Raw genomic sequence first — 17796 nt, forward strand, 5'->3', positions numbered from 1 at the left:
GGGCGGGGTGGAGGTGGCGGGCGGAGGCTGCATGGTCGGCGGCGCGGCGGGCGGCGGCTGCATGGTCGGCGGCGCAGATCCCGGGGGCTCGGCGGGCGGGCGCACCGTGCGGGGAGGGGCGCTACCGCTGGAGGTGACGACCCGGCGATCACCGGGCGCCGGCGCCGGGGGGGATTCCGGTGCCGCGGGCGCATCCGGGGCCCGGGCGGCTGCCGGCGTGGCCTCCGCCGGCCGCACCTCGGTGGGAGGTGTGGTGACGGTCTTGGCGGCCGCAGCGGCCGGAGCGGTGGCAGCAGGAGCCTCCGGGGAAGCGGTCGTGGCCGGGGCAGCGGGTCGAGCCGGTCTCGGAGCCGGCGCGGCCGCCTTGGCGGGGGCCGGTGCCGCAGCGGGCGGCGGAGCCGGTTGTGCTTTGGCAGCAGCAGGAGCGGGCTCGTCGGCAGGCGGCTCACTGCCGAGCAGGTTCTCGCGCTCGGCGAGCTTCCGGACCCGGTAGGCGTGCGCCTCGTCCATGCTGGAGGAGGTGGCCCGCACCCCGATTCCGAGGCTCTTGCAGAGGTCGAGGCACTGGTTGTTGGAGATCCCCAACTCCCTCGCCAAGTCGTACACCCGGATCTTCTTCGCCACGGCGCTCCCCCGCGGTGCGGCGCTCAGCGCCGGCGGGCCGACGGCGAAACACCGTGGCCCACCGGCTCCAGCGCGGCGATCAGATCGTCTGCGGCGCCTGCGGGGACGTCCCTGCGGAACGCTCGGCGCAATCGTTCCGGGGCGGTGGCACGGCGCAGGCAGCCGTCGTCGCCGGCGCAGACCCAGGCCCCCCGGCCGGGCAGCGCCCGACCGGCCCGCAGCCGCTCGCCCACGACGGCGAACCTCACGAGCTCACCGACCGGACGGGCGCGGCGGCAACCGATGCAGGTGCGGCGCCTCCCGGCGCCCCGCGCCGCTATGACGCGCTCCCCTGATCGGCGGCAGCCTCCGGCGCAGCCTCGGCCTCGGGAGCGGCGACTCCGGCGGCGCCACCGGTCCACTCGTCGACCGAGATCGTGGGGCCGCCCTCGGCCGGTCGCCAGACCTGCTCGCCGGTGTCGGGGTCGATCACCCACTCGCCCTCGGCCCAGTCGACCTTGCCGTACGCCGCCTCGGCGGCGATCTGCGTCTCGCTCTTGATCTCGATCCGCCAGCCGGTGAGCCGGGCCGCCAGGCGGGCGTTCTGGCCCTCCTTGCCGATCGCCAGGGAGAGCTGGTAGTCCGGGACGATGACCTCGGCGGTGCCCAGCTCCTCGTCGATCCGCACCTCCTTGACCCGAGCCGGCGAGAGGGCCTTCATGACGAAGTCCGTGGGGTTCTCGGCGTAGGAGACGATGTCGATCTTCTCGCCGCGGAGTTCGTTGACGACGTTGCGGACCCGTGCGCCCCGCGCCCCCACGCATGCCCCCACAGGGTCGACGTTCTCGACGTTCGACCACACGGCGATCTTGGTGCGATGCCCCGGCTCACGGGCACAGGCCTTGATCTCGACGGTCCCGTCGGCGATCTCGGGAACCTCGAACTCGAAGAGCCGCTTGATGAGTCCCGGATGGGTGCGGCTGACGACGATCTGGGGTCCCTTGGCGGTCCGGCGAACCTCGACGATGTAGGCCTTCAGGCGGCTCGACGGGTCCGGGCGCTCGTAGGGCACCTGCTCGGACTGCGGCAGCAGGGCCTCCACCCGGCCGAGATCCAGCAGCGTGTAGCGAGAGTCGCTCTGCTGGATGATGCCGGTCACGATGTCGCCCTCGCGCCCGGCGTACTCCTCGTACTTGAGGTCCCGCTCGGCCTCGCGGATCCGTTGGGTCATGACCTGCCGGGCGGTCTGCGCGGCGATGCGCCCGAAGTTCGCCGGCGTGACGTCCAGTTCGGGGCCCGTGGGTTCACCGTCGCCGTCGATCTCCTGGGCGAGCACGCGGATGTCCATGGTCTCGGGGTCGATCGTGACCCACGAGTACTCATAGGCGCCCGGCATGCGCTTGTAGGCCGACTCCAGGGCGTCGGCGAGAGCACCGAAGAGGGTGTCCACCGAGATGCCCTTGTCGGCGGCGAGCGCCTGCATGGCTTCCAGCATGTCCAGGTTCACCGGCCCGAACCTCCCTCGGCGGGCTTGGCGCCGTTGCGGCGCCGCTGGGCGCCGCCCCAGTCGAAGACCGTGCGGGCTCGGTCGACGACCTCCAAGCGGATCTCGCGGCGCTGCCCGTCGCCGGTCTCCAGGATTATCGACTCGTCGTCGGCTGCGACGAGGCGGCCCTCCAGCCGGCGCTCGCCGTCGCCGGTCGGGCGGACTTTCACCGCCACAGCCGACCCGACGGCCTTGCGATACTGCTCGGGCCGCCGGAGTGGACGCTCGATCCCCGGACTCGTGACCTCGAGCGTGTACCGGGACGGGATCGGGTCGCTGGCGTCCAGTTCGGCGGAGATCGTGCGGGTCACCAGGACCAGGGTCCCGCTGTCGATGCCCTCAGCGGTGTCGACGGTAAGCCGGAGCCGGCCACCGCCCCACTGCACGTCCTCCAACTCCACCCCCAAGGGCCCCAGCAAGGGCGCGGCGAGGGAGCGGACGCGCGCCTCTACCCCGGTGGCGCTCTCATTGCGATCTTCCATTCCCGTCCCGCTCTGTCCCGGGGTTCGTTCCGCCGTGCGGGCTCGCACGCTCGCGTCGAAGCTCACCCGCTGCCACCGGCCACCAACCGACAACAAAGGCGTGGGACTCGCCCACGCCCTGTCCGACAGTTGACCTGAAGCAGCCCCGAGTATATCGCTGGGCGGTTCCCGAACGCGATGCCCGCAGGCCGGCGCGCGCCCCGCTGAGGCGCCTCTCAGGTGCCGGCGGCCCGGCGCACGATGTCGACCCGCGCGGCCACCTCGTTGGCGTCCTCCCCCTGCGTGTCGAGCAGGACCGTGCGGTCCCGCTCGGCCTCCCGGCTGGCTCGCTCGGTGTCGGCGCGCGCCAGCGCCGCCTCGACACCTTCGGCACAGATCAGCTCGGCCCAGGACACCAGAGACTCCACCATCTCGTCCTCGGGAACCACGGCCACGTTCTGGCCCTTCACGAAGAGGTGACCCCGGCCACGCCCCGCGGCGATGCCCAGGTCGGCGTCGCGCGCCTCGCCGGGACCGTTCACGACGCAGCCCATGACGGCCACCTGCAGCGGTATCTCCCGCTCGCCGAAGGCCTCCAGAGCCTCCTCGGCGATCTTGAAGACGTCCACCTCGGCCCGGCCGCAACTCGGGCAGGCGATGAGGTCGACGTTGCGGCGCTCGCGCAGGCCGAGCGACTCCAGCAGCGTGCGGCCCGCCCGGGCCTCGGTCACCGGATCGGCGGTCAACGAGTACCGGATGGTGTCACCGATGCCCTCGGCGAGCAGGGTGGCGATCCCCGCAGTGGATTTCACGACGCCCGCCGGAGGCGGGCCGGCCTCGGTCACGCCCAGGTGCAGCGGATGATCGGTCACCTCCGCCAGTTGCCGGTAGGCGTCGATCATCAGCGGCACGCTGGAGGCCTTGACGGAGATCTTGACGAGGTCGAAGTCCACCTCGGCGAAGTAGGCCAGCTCGTCGAGCGCCGACTCCACCATCGCCTCGGCGGTGACCTTCCCCCCGTAGCGGGCGTAGAGGTCCGGGTGCAGGGACCCGCCGTTGACACCGATGCGGATCGGCACTCCCCTGTCCCGGCACTCGGCGGCCACGGCCTTGATGTGCTCGGGCCGCCTGATGTTCCCCGGGTTCAGCCGGAGGCACGCCACGTTCGCCTCGAGGGCGGCCAGTGCCATGCGGTACTGGTGATGGATGTCGGCGACGATCGGAACCGGCGAGCGCGGCACGATCTCCGCCAGGCCCTCTGCGGCTTCGATCTCGTTGCAGGTGCACCGCACGATGTCCGCCCCGGCGGCGGCGAGCGCATAGATCTGCGCCAGCGTGCCCTCCACGTCGGCGGTCTTCGTGGTGGTCATCGACTGCACCGAGATGGGCGCGTCGCCTCCCACGGCGACGTCGCCGACCATCACCTGGCGGGTCCGGCGCCTCGGGAACGTGGCTTGAACTTCCACTGCCTCTTCCTTTCGGCCGTCCGCTTCGCTAGCCCGGCAGGTTCAGGGGGTCGACGATGTCCCGTGACAGCGCCACCAGGCCGACGGTCACCAGCAGGATGACGAACAGGTACGCAGCCGGGAGCATCTTGGCCACGTCGGCCCGGTACTGCCGCCCGCGGAAGGACCGCAGTCTCTCGTAGGTGGCGATGACCACGTGTCCCCCGTCCAGCGGCAGCAGCGGGAACATGTTCAACACCCCGAAGAAGACGTTCAGATACGCGAGGAACGCCAGCAGGGCCGCCACGTTCTCCTGCGCCAGCGTGCCCCCGATCTGGGCCACGCCCACCACCGAGACCACCCGGTTGGCGTCGCCGGCACCCACCTCGCCGGTGGTGACTTCCTCCTGCTCGAAGTCGACCAGTGGGCCGAGCAGGCCGTCGAGCCCCTGCAGGCTGAACAGCCCGGCGATGCCCTCCGCGGAGGCGCGGACCACGAGCCCGAAGTCCGACAGCGAGCGCCCCAGGCCCGTCAGCGGGTTCGCCCGCGACGGGGGCGCCAACTCGGGGCCGACCCCCAGGAACCCCGACGTGCCGTCGCGGGGCGCCACACCGATGACGCCGTGCAGCTGGACCGTCTCGCCGTCGCGGGTGACCGTCACGCCGGCCGGCCGGTTGGCCAGATCGGCGAGCGCACCCCGCAGATCGCCGAAGTTGCCGACTTCTCGGTCCCCCACGGCGATGATGCGATCACCTGGCAGCACCCCCATCTCGGCCGCCGGGCTTTCCGGCACCACGCGCGAGACCTGCCAGCGGGGGGTCTGCGTCACATCAGGCCGGTCGAAGCCGTGATAGCCGACCGCCGCGTGGAGGATCCAGAGCAGCAGGATCGCCAGCAGGAAATGCATGGCCGACCCGGCCACAGCGACAGACATGCGGCGCCAGTAGGGCTTGGAGCGGTAGGTGCGATGCTCCTCGACCGGGTCGACCCGCTCCAGGTTGTTCATGCCCAGGATGCGCACGTAGGCGCCGGCCAGGATCGCCTTCACCCCGTAGGTCGTCTCTCCCCGGCGGACCGACCAGAGGCGCGGCCCGAAGCCCACGTAGAACTCGCTGACCTTCATCCCCGCCCAGCGCGCCGTCAGGTAGTGCCCCAGTTCGTGGAGGATCACGATGACGATGAGGGCCAGCACCACGATGAGAACGGGCACACCGGCGAAGACCCCGAGCGCCGCCAGCGCTCCCAGGACGAGAGCCAGCCGCAGCCAGCCCGACACCGCCGCGGACAGCAGCGGCCGTCGCGGTGCCGTCGGGTGGCGCGGCCGGCGGCCCGACGGCCAGGTGACCCAGCCCCGCGGGCGGCCGGCATCGCCGCCACCGGCGCCCCGGCGGGGCCGATCGTCGTGGCTCATGCCGCTGCCCGCTGCGTCACGAGCGCGGCCGCGGCGCGACGCGCCCGGCCGTCGGCCTCCAGCACGGACTCCAGACTGTCCGCCTGCTGCACCGGGTCGTCCTGGAGGACTCCGTCGATGATCTCGGCGATCGCCGTCCAGGAGATGGCACCGTCCAGGAACGCCTCGACGGCCACCTCGTTGGCGGCGCTGAGTACCGCCGGAGCCGTCTCGCCGCGCCGACCGGCCTCGTAGGCCAGCGGTAGGCAGGCGAAGACGTCGCTGTTCGGCGCCTCGAAGTCGAGGCGCGACAGGGAGGTCCAGTCGATGCGGCCGTAGCTGCAGTCCAAGCGGTCGGGATAGCCGATGGCGTACCCGATGCACAGGCGCATGTCCGGCAGCGAGAGCTGCGCCACCACCGCACCGTCGACGTAGTCGACCATCGAATGCACCACCGACTGCGGGTGCACGACGACGTCGATCCGGTCGTAGTCCACGCCGAAGAGCTCGTGAGCCTCGATGACCTCGAGTCCCTTGTTCATCAGCGTGGAGGAGTCCACGGTGATCTTGGGTCCCATGTTCCAGGTGGGGTGCGCCAGTGCCTCTGTGGCGGTCACCGACGCCAGCTCAGCCGGCGAGCGTCCCCGGAACGGCCCCCCGCTGGCCGTCAGCAGGATGCGGGCGACCTGATCGAGGCGGTCCGGACGCCCGAGCACCTCATTGGCCCGCAGACACTGGTGGACCGCGCAGTGCTCGCTGTCCACGGGCACGATCTCCGCTCCCGGCGTCGCCAGGGCGCGGGCCACCACCGGGCCGGCGGCGATCAGGGATTCCTTGTTCGCCAGTGCCAGGCGCCGTCCCGCCTCCAGAACCGCCAGCGTGACCGGCAGTCCGGCGAATCCCACCACGCCGTTGACCGCGACCTCGGCGGCGACCGCCGCGGTCGCCATGGCGTCGGGCCCGGCCAGGAGTTCGGTGCCCGCAGGCAGCAGCCGTGCCAGGCGCGGCGCCGCGCCGGCGTCGGCCAGCGCCACTATTTTCGGGCGCACGGCGCGGGCCTGCGCCGCCAGTGCCTCGACGGACCGGCCGGCGCCCAGAGCGGTGATCTCGTAGCGGTCCGCGCAGGCCGCGGCGACCTCCAGCGTCTGGGTGCCGATGGAGCCCGTGGAGCCCATCACGGCGAGGGTTGTGCCCATGGCCCTCCTTCAGGGCCAGTCTACGGGCCGAGGGTTCGGGGCCGAAGTTCGTGGGCTGTTCGCGCCCGGGGACCGCCGGGGAACCCCGGCCGGGCTAGATCAGGTCGATGAGGAGCGCCAGCCCCCACGTGGCCGGCATGGCGAAGAGCAGCCCGTCGAACCGGTCCAGGACGCCGCCGTGGCCCGGCAGCAGGTTGCCCATGTCCTTGATGCCCAGGTCGCGCTTGATCATCGACTCCGACAGGTCGCCCAGGGTCGCCGCCACGGCGACCACCACGCCCAGCACCAGGGCGTGCGAGACCGACCCGGGGTTGTCGCCCCAGGGATCGATGCGCCCGACGCCCATGACCACGGCGCAGGCCACCACGGCCAGCACGATGCCGCCGATGAGACCCTCCACGGTCTTGTTGGGGCTCGCCCTGGAGAGGGCCGTACGGCCGAACAGCCGACCCACGATCCAGGCGCCGATGTCGTAGCCCACCGTGCCCACGACCGCTCCGAAGAGCAGTCCGGTGCCCTTCTCGTAGGTCAGCATGAGGGCGCCGAAGCTCCCCAGCACCGCGACGTACCCCACGCCGAAGAGCGTGACCGCCACGTTGGGCACCGGTCGCTCGGCGGTCACGCCGACGAGGTGCCACAAGAGCGCCGCCATCACCACGAGGCCGATGGCCAGGGGATACGCCTCGGCCCCGCGCCAGTAGACCGCCACCGGCAACCCCACGGCGGCGACCAGCCCCACAAGGGTGGCCGGCTGGTAGCCGACCTGCCGCAAGGCCCCGAAGAACTCCCCGGCGGCCAGCACCATGAGCACGCAGAGCAGCACGAGCACCAGGATCGGGCTGACCCAGAAGCACACGATGGCCGCCGCGCAGAGCACCGCTCCGGTGAGGATCGCAGGCCCGAGCCTTCGATCCGATGTCCGCTCGAGTGCCCCGAGTGGCGGCGCCGGCTCCGCACCGTGCCAGACATCGTCGTCCTCGCCGAAGAACTGCACGCCGGCGGCGGTGTCGGTGACGCCCACCTCGGCCGCCTGCGGGTGCTGCTCGGTGAGGTAGCCCACGTCGAGGCCCTCGTCCTCACCGCCGCTGACACCCCAAGTGGGACTCCCCTCGCTGAAGGTGTCCCAAGCGGCCTCCTCGGCCGGTTCGGCGTCGGAGGCGACCTGCCAGGTGTCGTCGTCGTCCTCCGGGTGGTCGGGGTCGCCGCCGGGCCATTCCTCCGGTCCGGCGGGGTCGTAAGGGTTGTCTCGATCCACTGGTGCGCTCCTCTGTCAGACCTGCATCAGTTCGGTTTCCTTGGCCTCGAGGGCCGATCCGATCGCTTCTTCGAATTCCTGGGTCATCTCGTCGAGGCGCCGCTGCCCCCGCCTGCTGTCGTCCTCGGAGATGTCCCCGTCCCGCTTGAGAGCGTCCAGATCCTGGCGTGCCCCGCGGCGCGAGTTTCGCACCGCCACGCGCCCCGACTCGGCCATTGAGCGAACCAGCCGCACCAACTCGCGGCGGCGCTCCTCGGTGAGCGGCGGGAAGTGCAGCCGTATGACCGACCCGTCGGTGCTGGGGTTGAAGCCCAGATCGGCGCGCTGGATGGCCTTCTGGATCGACTCGATGGCGCGCTTGTCATACGGTGAGATCACCAGCATCTGGACGTCGGGAACGCTGAAGCCGGCGATCTGCTGGAGGCTCACGTCCGCCCCGTGGTAGTTCACCGTGAGCCGCTCCACGAGCGCCGGCGAGGCCCGGCCGGTCCGGACACCGCTGAATTCCCTGCGAGCGTGCGCGACGGCCCGCTCCATCTTGTCGCGCGCCTCGGAGACCACGATCTCGATCAACTCTTCACTCATGCAGCACACGCCTCGAAGTGCACCGGCGGGCCCTCAGGCCACGATGGTACCTATCGGGCGCCCCTCGATGACGGACAGTACGTTGCCCGCCTGCATGAGATCGAACATCACGATCGGCAGGTTGTTCTCCATGCACAGCGTTGCGGCGGTGGCGTCCATGGCACGGAGCCCGCCGCTCACGAGATCGATGTAGGAGATGTGGTCGAGCTTGACGGCATCAGGGTCCGTGCGCGGGTCCGACGTGTAGATGCCGTCGGTTCCCGAGTGCGTGCCCTTCAGCAGCGCCTCCGCCTCCACCTCGACCGCCCGCAGGGCCGCCGCGGTATCGGTCGTGAAGAACGGGTTGCCGGTCCCGGCGCCGAAGATGACGATGCGGCCCTTCTCGAGGTGGCGAATGGCCCGCCGGCGGATGTAGGGCTCGGCGATCTGCGCCATGTGGATGGCGGTCTGCACCCTGGTGGGTTGATCGAGGCGCTCGAGGGCGTCTTGCAGGGCCAGGGCATTGATGAGGGTCGCCAGCATGCCCATGTAGTCGGCCTGGGCCCTGTCCATGCCGGCACCGGCGTGCTGCTCGCCGCGCCAGATGTTCCCCCCGCCCACGACCACCGCCAACTCGACGCCGGCCCGGTCGCGGACCGAGGCGATCTCGTTGGCGATGGTGGCGGCGGTGTCGGCGTCGACGCCATGGCCCGCCGATCCGGCGAACGCCTCGCCGGAGACCTTGAGCAGGACGCGACTCCAGCGTGGCATCGCTAACCGAGATAGGCCTGCTCGAAGCGGACGATCCTCCCGCTGCCGATGCTCTGGGAAACCGGCGTCTTGTCGCCGTGCAGGCCCTGCTCCAGCAGGACGCTCTCTCGGAACCATCCGGTGAGCCGGCCCTGGACGATCTTGTCCCATGCCGCCTCGGGGCGCCCCTCGGCCTTGGTGATCTCCAGCAGCGAGGCGCGCTCGCGCTCCACATCGGCACCGGGCACCTCGCCGCGGTCCAGGTAGCGAGGCTTGGCGAAGGCGACGTGCAGTGCCACCTGGTGGAGCACCTCGGCGTCGACTCCCTCCCCCTCCACGATCACGCCGTTGACGCCGCGGCCGTCCTGGCGGTGAAGGTAGGCGTCGAGCCTGTTGCCCTCGCCGGCCCGTACCTGCACCACCGCCCCGAGCGAGATGTTCTCCTTCTTGGAGAGCCGCAGCTCATCGATCCTGTCGTCGAACGCCCCGGCGGCCTCGGCGCCGCCGTCGCGGACCGCCTCGGCGATCTCCTGGGTACAGGCCAGGAAGTCGGCGGCCTTGGCGGAGAAGTCCGTCTCCGAGCGCAGATGCACCAGCGAGGCGACACCGTCGCTCACCGCAACGGCGATAGCCCCCTCGGCGGCCTCCCGGTCGGCCCGCTCGGCGGCCTTCGCAAGACCTTTCCGCTTCAGAAGCTCCGCGGCCTCAGCGGGGTCGCCGGCCGCTTCGATGAGGGCGCGCTTGGCATCCATCATGCCCGCGCCGGTGGCGTCCCGGAGCGCCTTGACCTCTCGCGCGGATACCTGAACCATCTGCCCTCTACTCCTCCTGGTCCCCAGGAGCACCGGTCGGCTCCTCCGAGCCCTCAGCCTCGCCGGACTGCTCGGCGGAGTCCTCCGGCGCGCCCGGGTCCTGAGCCGCGTCCTCGGCGCCCGCCTCGCCCGAGTCCTCCGCCTCTCCCGACTCTTCGACGCCGGCCTCGCCGGACTCCTCGAGGCTGCGCGCCACTCTGGCCTCCCGCTCACGCATGTCGGCGGCAGCCGCCGCGGCAGCGGCCTCCTGCTGGCGCGCCACCTCGGCCTCCTCCTCGGGCGTGCGCTGCGGAACCGGCGCAGCACCGCCGCGAGCCTCCGCCAGGCGCTGACCCTCCACCACGGCGTCGCTCATGATGCGGCACATGAGTTCGCCGGCGCGGATGGTGTCATCGTTGCCGGGAATGACGTAGGTCACCACGTCGGGGTCACAGTTGGTGTCCACGACGGCGATCAGGGGGATGCCCAACTTGTTCGCCTCGCTCACGGCGATGTGCTCGGCCTTGGTGTCCAGCACGAACACGGCCTCGGGCGGCGTGTCCATCTGGCCGATGCCGCCCAGGTTGCGCTCCAGCTTGGCGAGCTCGCGCTGCAGGCTGAGTGCCTCCTTCTTCGGCATCGCCTCGAACCCGCCGGAGTCCCGCAGCCGCTGGTACTCCTGCATCTTGTGCACGCGCTTGAAGATCGTCTGGATGTTCGTGAGCGTGCCGCCCAGCCACCGCTGGTTGACGTAAGGCATGCCGCAGCGCTTGGCGTGCGTCTCGACACTGGGCTGGATCTGCTTCTTGGTGCCCACGAACAGGAGCGTGCCGCCGTTGGCCACCATGTCCCGGACGAACGAGTAGGCGGCCTCGATGCAGGCGAGCGTCTGCTTCAGGTCGATGATGTAGATGCCGGCGATGTCGCCGTGGATGAATCGCTTCATCTTCGGGTTCCAGCGCCTGGTCTGGTGCCCGAAGTGGACACCTGCTTCTACCAGTTGGCTCATGGTCACGACAGGTGCCATGGTCTCCTTCCCATCGGTTGGGTCACAGTCCGCGCCTTGCACCGCTGAGGCGACCGTGGGAGAGCGCGGACGGGAAATCGTCGGATCGGACAGGCCCTTGGGCCGCCGGGAAGTCTACCGGTGCGCCGGCTCGCCCAACCCCCGAGCGGTGCGACGCCACGGCGGACCGCCCGCCCTGAACCATCCGGTCACACGCCGGTCGGCCATTGGGACCAGCCGGGCGCGCCCGCCGATCCCCAGCAGCACGGCAGGGTCGACGTAGGCCCCACCGATGCGGGCGCCGAAGTGGAACGACGCGCCGGTGGTGCCCAGCACATCACCGGCGCCGACGGACTGCCCGGCGCGAACCGCCACGCCGGCCAGGAAGGAATAGCTGGTGCGCACCCCGTCGGCGTGCGCCACCGTCACGTGCCGGCCGGATCCGACCTGACCCGCGAAGGTCACGATGCCCGCCGCGGCCGCTCGCACGGCGCTTCCGGGGCGGGTGGCGTACTCCAGGCCCCTGTTCCCGGGCGCACCGGGGTGCGCCGGCGGGCGGAAGGGGTCGACGACGTACCCGTCGGTGGGCGGGGCGTAGAACACGACCGGGACGGCCCGCGGCGGGACGGTCTGAGCGCTCGCGGATCCGGTGGCTGCCGGCAGAGTCAGCGCCGCCGCGATGAGCGCTGAGGTGGCGAGCGCCCGGGGGATCAGCCGCGCGGGTGCGCCGTCTCGATCACCGAACGCAGCCGCCGGCGGCTGACGTGGGTGTACACCTGCGTCGTACCGAGACTCTCGTGCCCGAGCAGTTCCTGCACCGAGCGCAGATCGGCGCCGCCGTCGAGGAGGTGCGTGGCGAACGTGTGCCGCAGGGCGTGCGGGTGCGTCGGCTCGGCGGACCGGCGATCCATGATGCGCCGCACGTCGCGAGGGCCGAGCGGTCGGCCCCGCAGGTTCAGGAACAGGGGACCGTCGTCGCCGGTGGCCGCCACCGCTCCGGTCGCCTCCCCCGTCTGCGCGGCGGCCGCCTGCGCCTCCCGGAATCGCTGCACGGCGCGCACCGCCGGGGCCGACAGCGGCAGCAGCCGCTGCTTGCCGCCCTTGCCCGTGACCCGCACCCTGGACCGCGCCAGGTCCAGATCCGCCGGGCGCAGAGCGCACAGTTCGGCCACGCGCAGGCCGCTGCCGTACAGCAACTCCAGCACGGCGTCGTCGCGCAGCCGCCGGAGCGGATGGTCGCCGGCGGCGGCGGGGCTCCGACCGGCCAGGAGCGATTCCACCGAGCGCTCCGTGAGCACGTCGGGGAGCCGGGCGGCTCCCGCCGGGGTGGACAGCCCGAGAGAGGGGTCGCCGGCGCAGCGACCGGTCCGGGCGGACCAACCGAAGTAGCGCCGCAGCACCGAGGCCTTCCGCGCCACGGTGCGCGCCGCGTAGCCCTGGCGGGTCAGGGCGGCGAGGTAGCGATGCAGGTCCTTGCGACCGACGGCCTCGGGGCCGTCCAGCGAGCGCGCCTCCGCCCAGTCCACGAAGGCGTTCAGATCCCGCCGGTACACGGCGACCGACGACGGGGCGAGGCGCACCAGCGAGGCGCAGAACGCGTCGGACGCCCACACCGGCATGCTCCGAGGCTACCAACGGGACCTGCCGCACCGGGGGAATGGCCCTGGCGGCGCCGGGGCCTCATCCCGCCCGGCCGGCGGCGACCGGGGCCTCGCCGCTTCGCTCGTACCAGAGCCCGCGCCGCGCCAGCAGGCCCGAGGCGCTGAGGTTCTCGAGGTGCCACGCCAACTCTCCCAAGTCGAGGCCGGTACGCGACGCCAGCATTTCCAGGGTGGCCGGCATCCAGTCGAAGGCGTCGAGGATTGCGACCGCGCCGGCGTCGCTGACCGGCGCGGAGCCGGCAGGGTCTGCGGGAACATCCTGCAGCGGCAGCGTGGTCCGGGAGATGTCCAGCAGTACCAGCAGGTCCTCGACGTCGCAGAGCACGCCGGCCCCCTCGGCGATGAGCCGGTTCGTCCCGGCCGAGGCGGGGCTGCGGATGGGTCCCGGTACCGCCGCCACCGCCCGGGAGCGCTGCGCCGCCTCGGTGGCGGTCAGCAGGGCGCCGCCGTCGACGTGCGATTCGACGACGACGCAGGCGTCACTCAGGGCGGCCATGATCCGGTTGCGAGCCGGGAACCGCCAGCGCTCGGGCGCCGTCCCCAGCGGCGCCTCGGACAGCAGCAGCCCTCGCTGGGCCACGATCCGCCACAGCACCGCGTTCTCGCGGGGGTAGATGCGATCCAGCCCGCTGCCCACAACCCCCACCGGCGGCACACCGTCGGCGGCGAGCGCGCCCGCGTGCGCGGCCGCGTCGATGCCCACGGCCAGCCCCGAGATCACCGCAACACCGTGCGCCGCTGCGGCCTTGCCGAGGTCGAACGCCGCATCGGCGCCGTAACGGGTGCACCGGCGGGTGCCGACGATGGTCACCGTGGGGTGTTCCAGGAGTTCCAACTCCCCCTGGCTGAACAGCACCGCCGGCGGTTCGGGATCACCCCCGAGGCGTTCGGGATAGCCGGCGGCGCCGCGGCGCCTCACGGTGACCCCCGCAGTGCTGTGGCGCAGGTGAATCTGGGCGGGATCGGCCCTGCGAGCGTCGCTGACCCAGCGCCTGCCGACCTGCTCGCCCACTCGCGCCACGCCTGTCACCTCGGCGAGGCTGCCAGCCACCAGGACCTCCCAAGCCTCTTCTGGCCCCCAGCGCCCCAGCAGCCGCTCGAGGCGCGCCGGACCCATGCCGGCCAGGCTCGAGAGCGCAGCCAGGTAGGCCTCGCTGCCGAGGGCCTCCCCCTCGCCGGTCGCAGATTCACCAGTGGGTACTTCCCCCGGCCCGGCACCCACCTCGGGGGTCTCGGCGAGCCGCTCGCCCACCGCCCCGGCGGATCCCGGAGACGCCGACCCCTCAGGCCACATAGCTGCCCGCGTACGAGCGGTCCAGGTGCACCGGGTTGCTCCGCAGTTGCAGCGCCAGAGCAAGCTCGGCGCCCCGCAGCGGCGGTTCCCGACCTTCCAGGTCGGAGATCGTCAACCCCACACACCGGATGCGCTGCAGGCCCCGGGCACTCAACTGACCTGACGCCACCGCCCGCTCGGCCAGCGCGGCAGCCTCGGGACTGAGCGGCGCCTCCCGCTCCAGGACCCGCGAGCCGAGCATGCTGTTGTAGCGCACCCCGCGACGCGCCGCCCGCCGGCGGGCCGCCAGCACCCGCTTGCGCACCACCGCCGAGGGTTCCCCCGGTGCGCCCCTGAACAGCTCGTCCGCGGAGGGGCGCTGCACGAAGAGCCGCATGTCGAAGCGATCAAGCAAGGGCCCCGAGAGGCGCCGGGCGTACCTCACGCGGGCCCCGTCGCCGCAGCGACAGTGGCCCGGGCCGCCGGCGTTGCCGCACGGGCAGGGATTCATGGATCCCACCAGCACGAACTCGGCGGGGAAGCTGATCGAGCCGGCTGCCCGGCTCACCCTGATCACCCCCTCCTCCAGCGGCTGGCGCAGGGCGTCCAGCACCACGGGAGAGAACTCTCCCAACTCGTCCAGGAACAGCACGCCGCCGTGGGCGGCGCTGATCTCCCCGGGCCGCAGCGCTCTCGACCCGCCACCCACGAGGGCCACCATGGTGGCGCTGTGGTGCGGCGCCCGGAACGGCGGCCGGGTGATGAGCGCGCTGGTGGGCACCCCGAAGTCGCCGGCGGAATAGATGCGGGTGACGACCCTGGCGGCCTCGTTGTCCAGCGGCGGCAACAGACCGGGGAGACGCCGGGCAAGCATGGTCTTTCCGGCACCCGGGGGGCCGACCATGAGAAGGTGATGCCCCCCGGCGGCGGCGATCTCCAGCGCCCGGCGCCCGAAGGGCTGGCCGCGCACGTCCCGCAGATCCTCGGTCACCTCCGCTTTCGCGGCCGGCGGCGCCGGCGGCGGCAGGCCGAACGGCACCTCACCCCGGAGGCACCGCACCAACTCCTTGAGGTTGGTGGCGCAGCGGACCTCCCGATCACCACCGAGCCGGGCCTCGGCAGAAGCGTCCTCGGCCACCACCACGCCGGACGTCTCGACCGCCTCGACCAGGCTCAGAGTCCCCGGCACCCGCCGGAGCGCCCCGTCGAGGCCCAGTTCGGCGACGAAGGCGAACGCCTTGGTCTCTTCCTCCGAGAGCACCCCTTCGGCCACCAGCACCGCCACCGCGATCGCAAGGTCCAGCCCGGACCCCTCCTTGCGCACGCCGCCCGGCGCCAGGTTCACGGTGACACGCCCGTCGGGCCACTTGAAGCCACTCGACAGCACGGCGGCGCGGACCCGGTCGCGCGCCTCGCGGCAGGAGGCGTCGGGCAAACCCACGATCGTGAACGCGGGCAGCCCGCTGGAGGCGTGGACCTCCACGTACACGGCCTGCCCGATGACCCCCTGCAGAACCGCTGACGAGATCCTGGCCGTCATCGCTGCCTCCCTCCTCGTGCCGGGATTCACCCTCGGCCGCCGCGCTGGCGCGCCAATCCGTCGATGCAAGAGGGAGTAGCGGTAACCGCACTCCGATGAATGTCGTTATATCACCAATATTCTGAGATCCCACATGTCGGACCATCGTGTATCCGCCGCGGGTCGGATTCCCTAACCTCATGCTTGGCTCGATGTCGGGCAGGGCAAGCGAGGAGCGGGATGGGCTTCGATCCCACGAGGAGATGGCAGCGGCGCCGGACCGACTACCTCTTCGTAGGCCTCGGCCTAGCGGTCTGCGTCGTGCTGGTCGTCTGGGGGTTCTGGGGATGAGCGTGCCGGGCGATGCGCCGGAGGTGCGGCGGATCCAGCCGTACCAGGCCACCAAGGACTACGTCTGCGGGGGCTGCAACAACGCCATCCCGGCCGCGGTGGGCCACCTCGTGGTGGTCCCGCCCGAGGCCCCCGACCTGCGCCGGCACTGGCACCACTCCTGCTGGGAGCGCCGCGACCGGCTCGGGCACCGCTGAGGGCGCCGCCGGAGGCTCCCGCTCAGTCATCGAAGCCGGGGGGCGGCGCCCAGGCCAGTGTCAACACGCCGACACGGCTCGCTCCGGCGCGCCGCAACAGCCTGGCGGCCGTCGCGAGCGTGGCGCCGGTGGTGAGCACGTCGTCGACGACGAGGACGCCCCCCGAGACCGCCCGGCGGGCGCGTATCCGGGGGCCGGCGGCCCGCCCGGCGCGACCCCGTGCCGCCTGCGGGATGTCGGCGCGGCGCGCCAGCAGCCGTCGTGCCGGCATCCCGAGCCGTCTCGCCACCTCCCGGGCGAGCAACTCTCCCTGGTCGTAACCCCGCCGGCGGCGGTTCGCCGCCGTTGCCGGAGCCCAGGTGACCATGTCGAGACCCTGCGGCGCGGCGGCGGCCAGCCGGGGACCCAGACGGTGCACGAGCCGGTGCGAGTTGGCGTACTTGAGCGCGCCGATCACGCTGCTGCCGACCTCGTCGTAGATGAACACGGCGCACGCACTGTCGACGCCCGGAGGTGGCGGGAGAGGTGGCGCGGGAGCCAGCCGCTCCTCGCAGCGCCCGCACAGCAGCACGCCGTCCGCGCCGCACACCACGCAACGAAGTGGGATGAGCACTGGGAAGAGGCTAGCGACTGACGACTAAATCATACAATATCAATATATTTCAATCCCGAAATCGGATCCAGCGTGCGGAGTCGCTGCAGGACCTGCACGGGCCCGGGGAGCAAACCAAGCCCGAGCACCTACCCTTCGCTGCCGTGCGCAACCCCGGCGACCTCATTCTCGACGACCTCGGCGACGGCGTCTGGGGCCACGATGCCGACAAACGGTGGTGGGGATTCAACGGCCTGTTCGGCGGCTACCTCGTGGGCCTGGCCGCCGTCGCCTGCGAGGCGACTGTGGCCGAGGTCGCCCGGCCGCTGCGGGGAATCACGATGCAGTTCGTGCGCCCGGCTCCCGACGGCCGCATCCGCATCGACGTGACGATCGAGCAGGCCGGCCGCTCGGTCTCGTTCCTGTCGGGGCGCGTGTCGACCGGCGGCAAACTCTGCGCCCACTTCCTCGCCACCGCCGCCACCGATCAGGACGGCCAGGAGTTCACGAACCGGACGGCGCCCGACGTGCCTGCGTTCGCCGAGACTCCCGCTGAGGGCATGCCCCGCATCTTCGCGCTCCCGGTGTTCGAGCTCTTCGAGGAGCGGGAGATCCACCGGGACGGCTCCAGCGTGCTGGTGTGGGTCCGCCCCAGGTTCGAAACCCTGATCGACCTGCCGCTGCTGCTCATGGCCTGCGACGTGGTCCCACCGGTGGCCATCGGCCGGGTGAGCGACCCGCACCTGGCGGGCACCATCACGCTCACCGCGCACGCGCGCGCCCCGCTGCCGGTCCCGGGCAGCGTCGGCGAGCCCGTGCTGGTGGAATTGCACACCGCCTCCTCCAGCGGGGGCCACGTTGACGAGACGGCGTTCGCCTGGTCCCCCGATGGGCAACTCCTCGCCGAGAGCCACCAGATGCGCTTCCTGCGGCGCGCCCGGGAGGGCTTCATCGGCCACTGAGGCGCCGGCCGCCTCTCAGCGCAAGTCGACCAAGCGATCCGCCAGATCCTGGACCCCGGTCTCGACGGCGAGGCCGTCGCGCTCCCGGAGCCAGGCCAGGTTGTGCCGGTGCACGTCGTCGCCGGGCAGGTACCGGTTGCAGAACACCACCAGCGGCGGGCCGGCCAGCGCATCGGCTGCCAGCCGCACATCGTTGATGGCACCGAGCCCGGCGCCGGCAACGAGCAGGACGCC

The 17796-nt window shown here is 72.0% G+C and carries 20 protein-coding genes; 2 read left to right on the top strand and 18 right to left on the bottom strand.

Going from position 1 to position 17796, the window contains the following annotated elements; all coding sequences use genetic code 11:
* The 16 genes from OXG55_06100 to OXG55_06175 all read right to left on the bottom strand — a co-directional run.
* Positions 1 to 624 (bottom strand): translation initiation factor IF-2 N-terminal domain-containing protein (locus OXG55_06100; GenBank protein MCY4102817.1); only part of this gene is annotated, 624 nt, incomplete at its 3' end.
* A 23-nt stretch (positions 625 to 647) separates the two neighbouring features.
* Positions 648 to 1025, bottom strand: coding sequence for a DUF448 domain-containing protein (locus OXG55_06105; protein MCY4102818.1), 378 nt, complete (start codon positions 1023 to 1025; stop codon positions 648 to 650).
* Positions 941 to 2110, bottom strand: coding sequence for a transcription termination factor NusA (gene nusA, locus OXG55_06110; GenBank protein MCY4102819.1), 1170 nt, complete (start codon positions 2108 to 2110; stop codon positions 941 to 943). Before nusA ends, OXG55_06105 begins: the two co-directional genes overlap by 85 nt.
* The gene (locus OXG55_06115; GenBank protein ID MCY4102820.1) at positions 2107 to 2631 is read right to left on the bottom strand and encodes a ribosome maturation factor RimP; all 525 of its coding nucleotides are present in this window, start codon (positions 2629 to 2631) and stop codon (positions 2107 to 2109) included. Before OXG55_06115 ends, nusA begins: the two co-directional genes overlap by 4 nt.
* A gap of 215 nt (positions 2632 to 2846) precedes the next feature.
* Complete coding sequence (gene ispG, locus OXG55_06120; protein ID MCY4102821.1) at positions 2847 to 4076, bottom strand: flavodoxin-dependent (E)-4-hydroxy-3-methylbut-2-enyl-diphosphate synthase; 1230 nt, start codon at positions 4074 to 4076, stop codon at positions 2847 to 2849.
* 28 nt (positions 4077 to 4104) lie between these two features.
* The gene (locus tag OXG55_06125; protein ID MCY4102822.1) at positions 4105 to 5466 is read right to left on the bottom strand and encodes a site-2 protease family protein; all 1362 of its coding nucleotides are present in this window, start codon (positions 5464 to 5466) and stop codon (positions 4105 to 4107) included.
* Complete coding sequence (gene dxr / locus OXG55_06130; GenBank protein ID MCY4102823.1) at positions 5463 to 6641, bottom strand: 1-deoxy-D-xylulose-5-phosphate reductoisomerase; 1179 nt, start codon at positions 6639 to 6641, stop codon at positions 5463 to 5465. Before dxr ends, OXG55_06125 begins: the two co-directional genes overlap by 4 nt.
* A gap of 94 nt (positions 6642 to 6735) precedes the next feature.
* Positions 6736 to 7896 carry a phosphatidate cytidylyltransferase gene (locus tag OXG55_06135; GenBank protein ID MCY4102824.1) on the bottom strand — a complete coding sequence of 387 codons (1161 nt, stop codon included), beginning with the start codon at positions 7894 to 7896 and terminating at the stop codon, positions 6736 to 6738.
* 15 nt (positions 7897 to 7911) lie between these two features.
* A complete protein-coding gene (frr, locus tag OXG55_06140) occupies positions 7912 to 8481 on the bottom strand; it encodes a ribosome recycling factor (GenBank protein ID MCY4102825.1) in 570 nt (189 codons plus the stop codon).
* 33 nt (positions 8482 to 8514) lie between these two features.
* Positions 8515 to 9231 carry a UMP kinase gene (gene pyrH, locus OXG55_06145; protein ID MCY4102826.1) on the bottom strand — a complete coding sequence of 239 codons (717 nt, stop codon included), beginning with the start codon at positions 9229 to 9231 and terminating at the stop codon, positions 8515 to 8517.
* 2 nt (positions 9232 to 9233) lie between these two features.
* Entirely contained in the window at positions 9234 to 10022 is a 789-nt protein-coding gene (tsf, locus tag OXG55_06150) for a translation elongation factor Ts (GenBank protein MCY4102827.1), read from the bottom strand.
* A gap of 7 nt (positions 10023 to 10029) precedes the next feature.
* Positions 10030 to 11028, bottom strand: a complete 999-nt coding sequence (rpsB, locus tag OXG55_06155; GenBank protein MCY4102828.1) for a 30S ribosomal protein S2 — start codon at positions 11026 to 11028, stop codon at positions 10030 to 10032.
* Between the two features lie 114 nt (positions 11029 to 11142).
* Positions 11143 to 11610 carry a M23 family metallopeptidase gene (locus OXG55_06160; GenBank protein ID MCY4102829.1) on the bottom strand — a complete coding sequence of 156 codons (468 nt, stop codon included), beginning with the start codon at positions 11608 to 11610 and terminating at the stop codon, positions 11143 to 11145.
* Positions 11611 to 11717: 107 nt separating this feature from the next.
* Positions 11718 to 12626, bottom strand: a complete 909-nt coding sequence (locus tag OXG55_06165; GenBank protein MCY4102830.1) for a tyrosine-type recombinase/integrase — start codon at positions 12624 to 12626, stop codon at positions 11718 to 11720.
* A gap of 61 nt (positions 12627 to 12687) precedes the next feature.
* Positions 12688 to 13920 (bottom strand): DNA-processing protein DprA, encoded by a 1233-nt coding sequence (dprA, locus tag OXG55_06170; protein MCY4102831.1) that lies wholly within the window; start codon positions 13918 to 13920, stop codon positions 12688 to 12690.
* A 31-nt stretch (positions 13921 to 13951) separates the two neighbouring features.
* Complete coding sequence (locus OXG55_06175) at positions 13952 to 15481, bottom strand: YifB family Mg chelatase-like AAA ATPase (GenBank protein MCY4102832.1); 1530 nt, start codon at positions 15479 to 15481, stop codon at positions 13952 to 13954.
* 326 nt (positions 15482 to 15807) lie between these two features.
* Between OXG55_06175 and OXG55_06180 the strand changes: the two genes are divergently transcribed.
* Positions 15808 to 16008 carry a hypothetical protein gene (locus OXG55_06180; protein ID MCY4102833.1) on the top strand — a complete coding sequence of 67 codons (201 nt, stop codon included), beginning with the start codon at positions 15808 to 15810 and terminating at the stop codon, positions 16006 to 16008.
* Between the two features lie 22 nt (positions 16009 to 16030).
* On the opposite strand, the gene OXG55_06185 is transcribed toward OXG55_06180, so the two are convergent.
* On the bottom strand, positions 16031 to 16621 hold the full coding sequence (locus tag OXG55_06185) for a phosphoribosyltransferase family protein (protein ID MCY4102834.1): 591 nt from the start codon (positions 16619 to 16621) through the stop codon (positions 16031 to 16033).
* A gap of 143 nt (positions 16622 to 16764) precedes the next feature.
* Between OXG55_06185 and OXG55_06190 the strand changes: the two genes are divergently transcribed.
* Entirely contained in the window at positions 16765 to 17562 is a 798-nt protein-coding gene (locus OXG55_06190; protein ID MCY4102835.1) for a thioesterase family protein, read from the top strand.
* Positions 17563 to 17577: 15 nt separating this feature from the next.
* On the opposite strand, the gene OXG55_06195 is transcribed toward OXG55_06190, so the two are convergent.
* The coding region (locus OXG55_06195; protein MCY4102836.1) for a hypothetical protein at positions 17578 to 17796 on the bottom strand (219 nt) is incomplete at its 5' end.

Source organism: bacterium, from assembly GCA_026708055.1.
Taxonomy (GTDB): Bacteria; Actinomycetota; Acidimicrobiia; order Acidimicrobiales; family CATQHL01; genus VXNF01.

Excerpts from the sequence above, each read along its gene's own strand:
- OXG55_06115 (MCY4102820.1), bottom strand. The coding sequence starts at position 2,631 with ATGGAAGATCGCAATGAGAGCGCCACCGGGGTAGAGGCGCGCGTCCGC.
- OXG55_06125 (MCY4102822.1), bottom strand. The coding sequence starts at position 5,466 with ATGAGCCACGACGATCGGCCCCGCCGGGGCGCCGGTGGCGGCGATGCC.
- dxr (MCY4102823.1), bottom strand. The coding sequence starts at position 6,641 with ATGGGCACAACCCTCGCCGTGATGGGCTCCACGGGCTCCATCGGCACC.
- frr (MCY4102825.1), bottom strand. The coding sequence starts at position 8,481 with ATGAGTGAAGAGTTGATCGAGATCGTGGTCTCCGAGGCGCGCGACAAG.
- pyrH (MCY4102826.1), bottom strand. The coding sequence starts at position 9,231 with ATGCCACGCTGGAGTCGCGTCCTGCTCAAGGTCTCCGGCGAGGCGTTC.
- tsf (MCY4102827.1), bottom strand. The coding sequence starts at position 10,022 with ATGGTTCAGGTATCCGCGCGAGAGGTCAAGGCGCTCCGGGACGCCACC.
- rpsB (MCY4102828.1), bottom strand. The coding sequence starts at position 11,028 with ATGGCACCTGTCGTGACCATGAGCCAACTGGTAGAAGCAGGTGTCCAC.
- OXG55_06165 (MCY4102830.1), bottom strand. The coding sequence starts at position 12,626 with ATGCCGGTGTGGGCGTCCGACGCGTTCTGCGCCTCGCTGGTGCGCCTC.
- OXG55_06175 (MCY4102832.1), bottom strand. The coding sequence starts at position 15,481 with ATGACGGCCAGGATCTCGTCAGCGGTTCTGCAGGGGGTCATCGGGCAG.
- OXG55_06180 (MCY4102833.1), top strand. The coding sequence starts at position 15,808 with ATGAGCGTGCCGGGCGATGCGCCGGAGGTGCGGCGGATCCAGCCGTAC.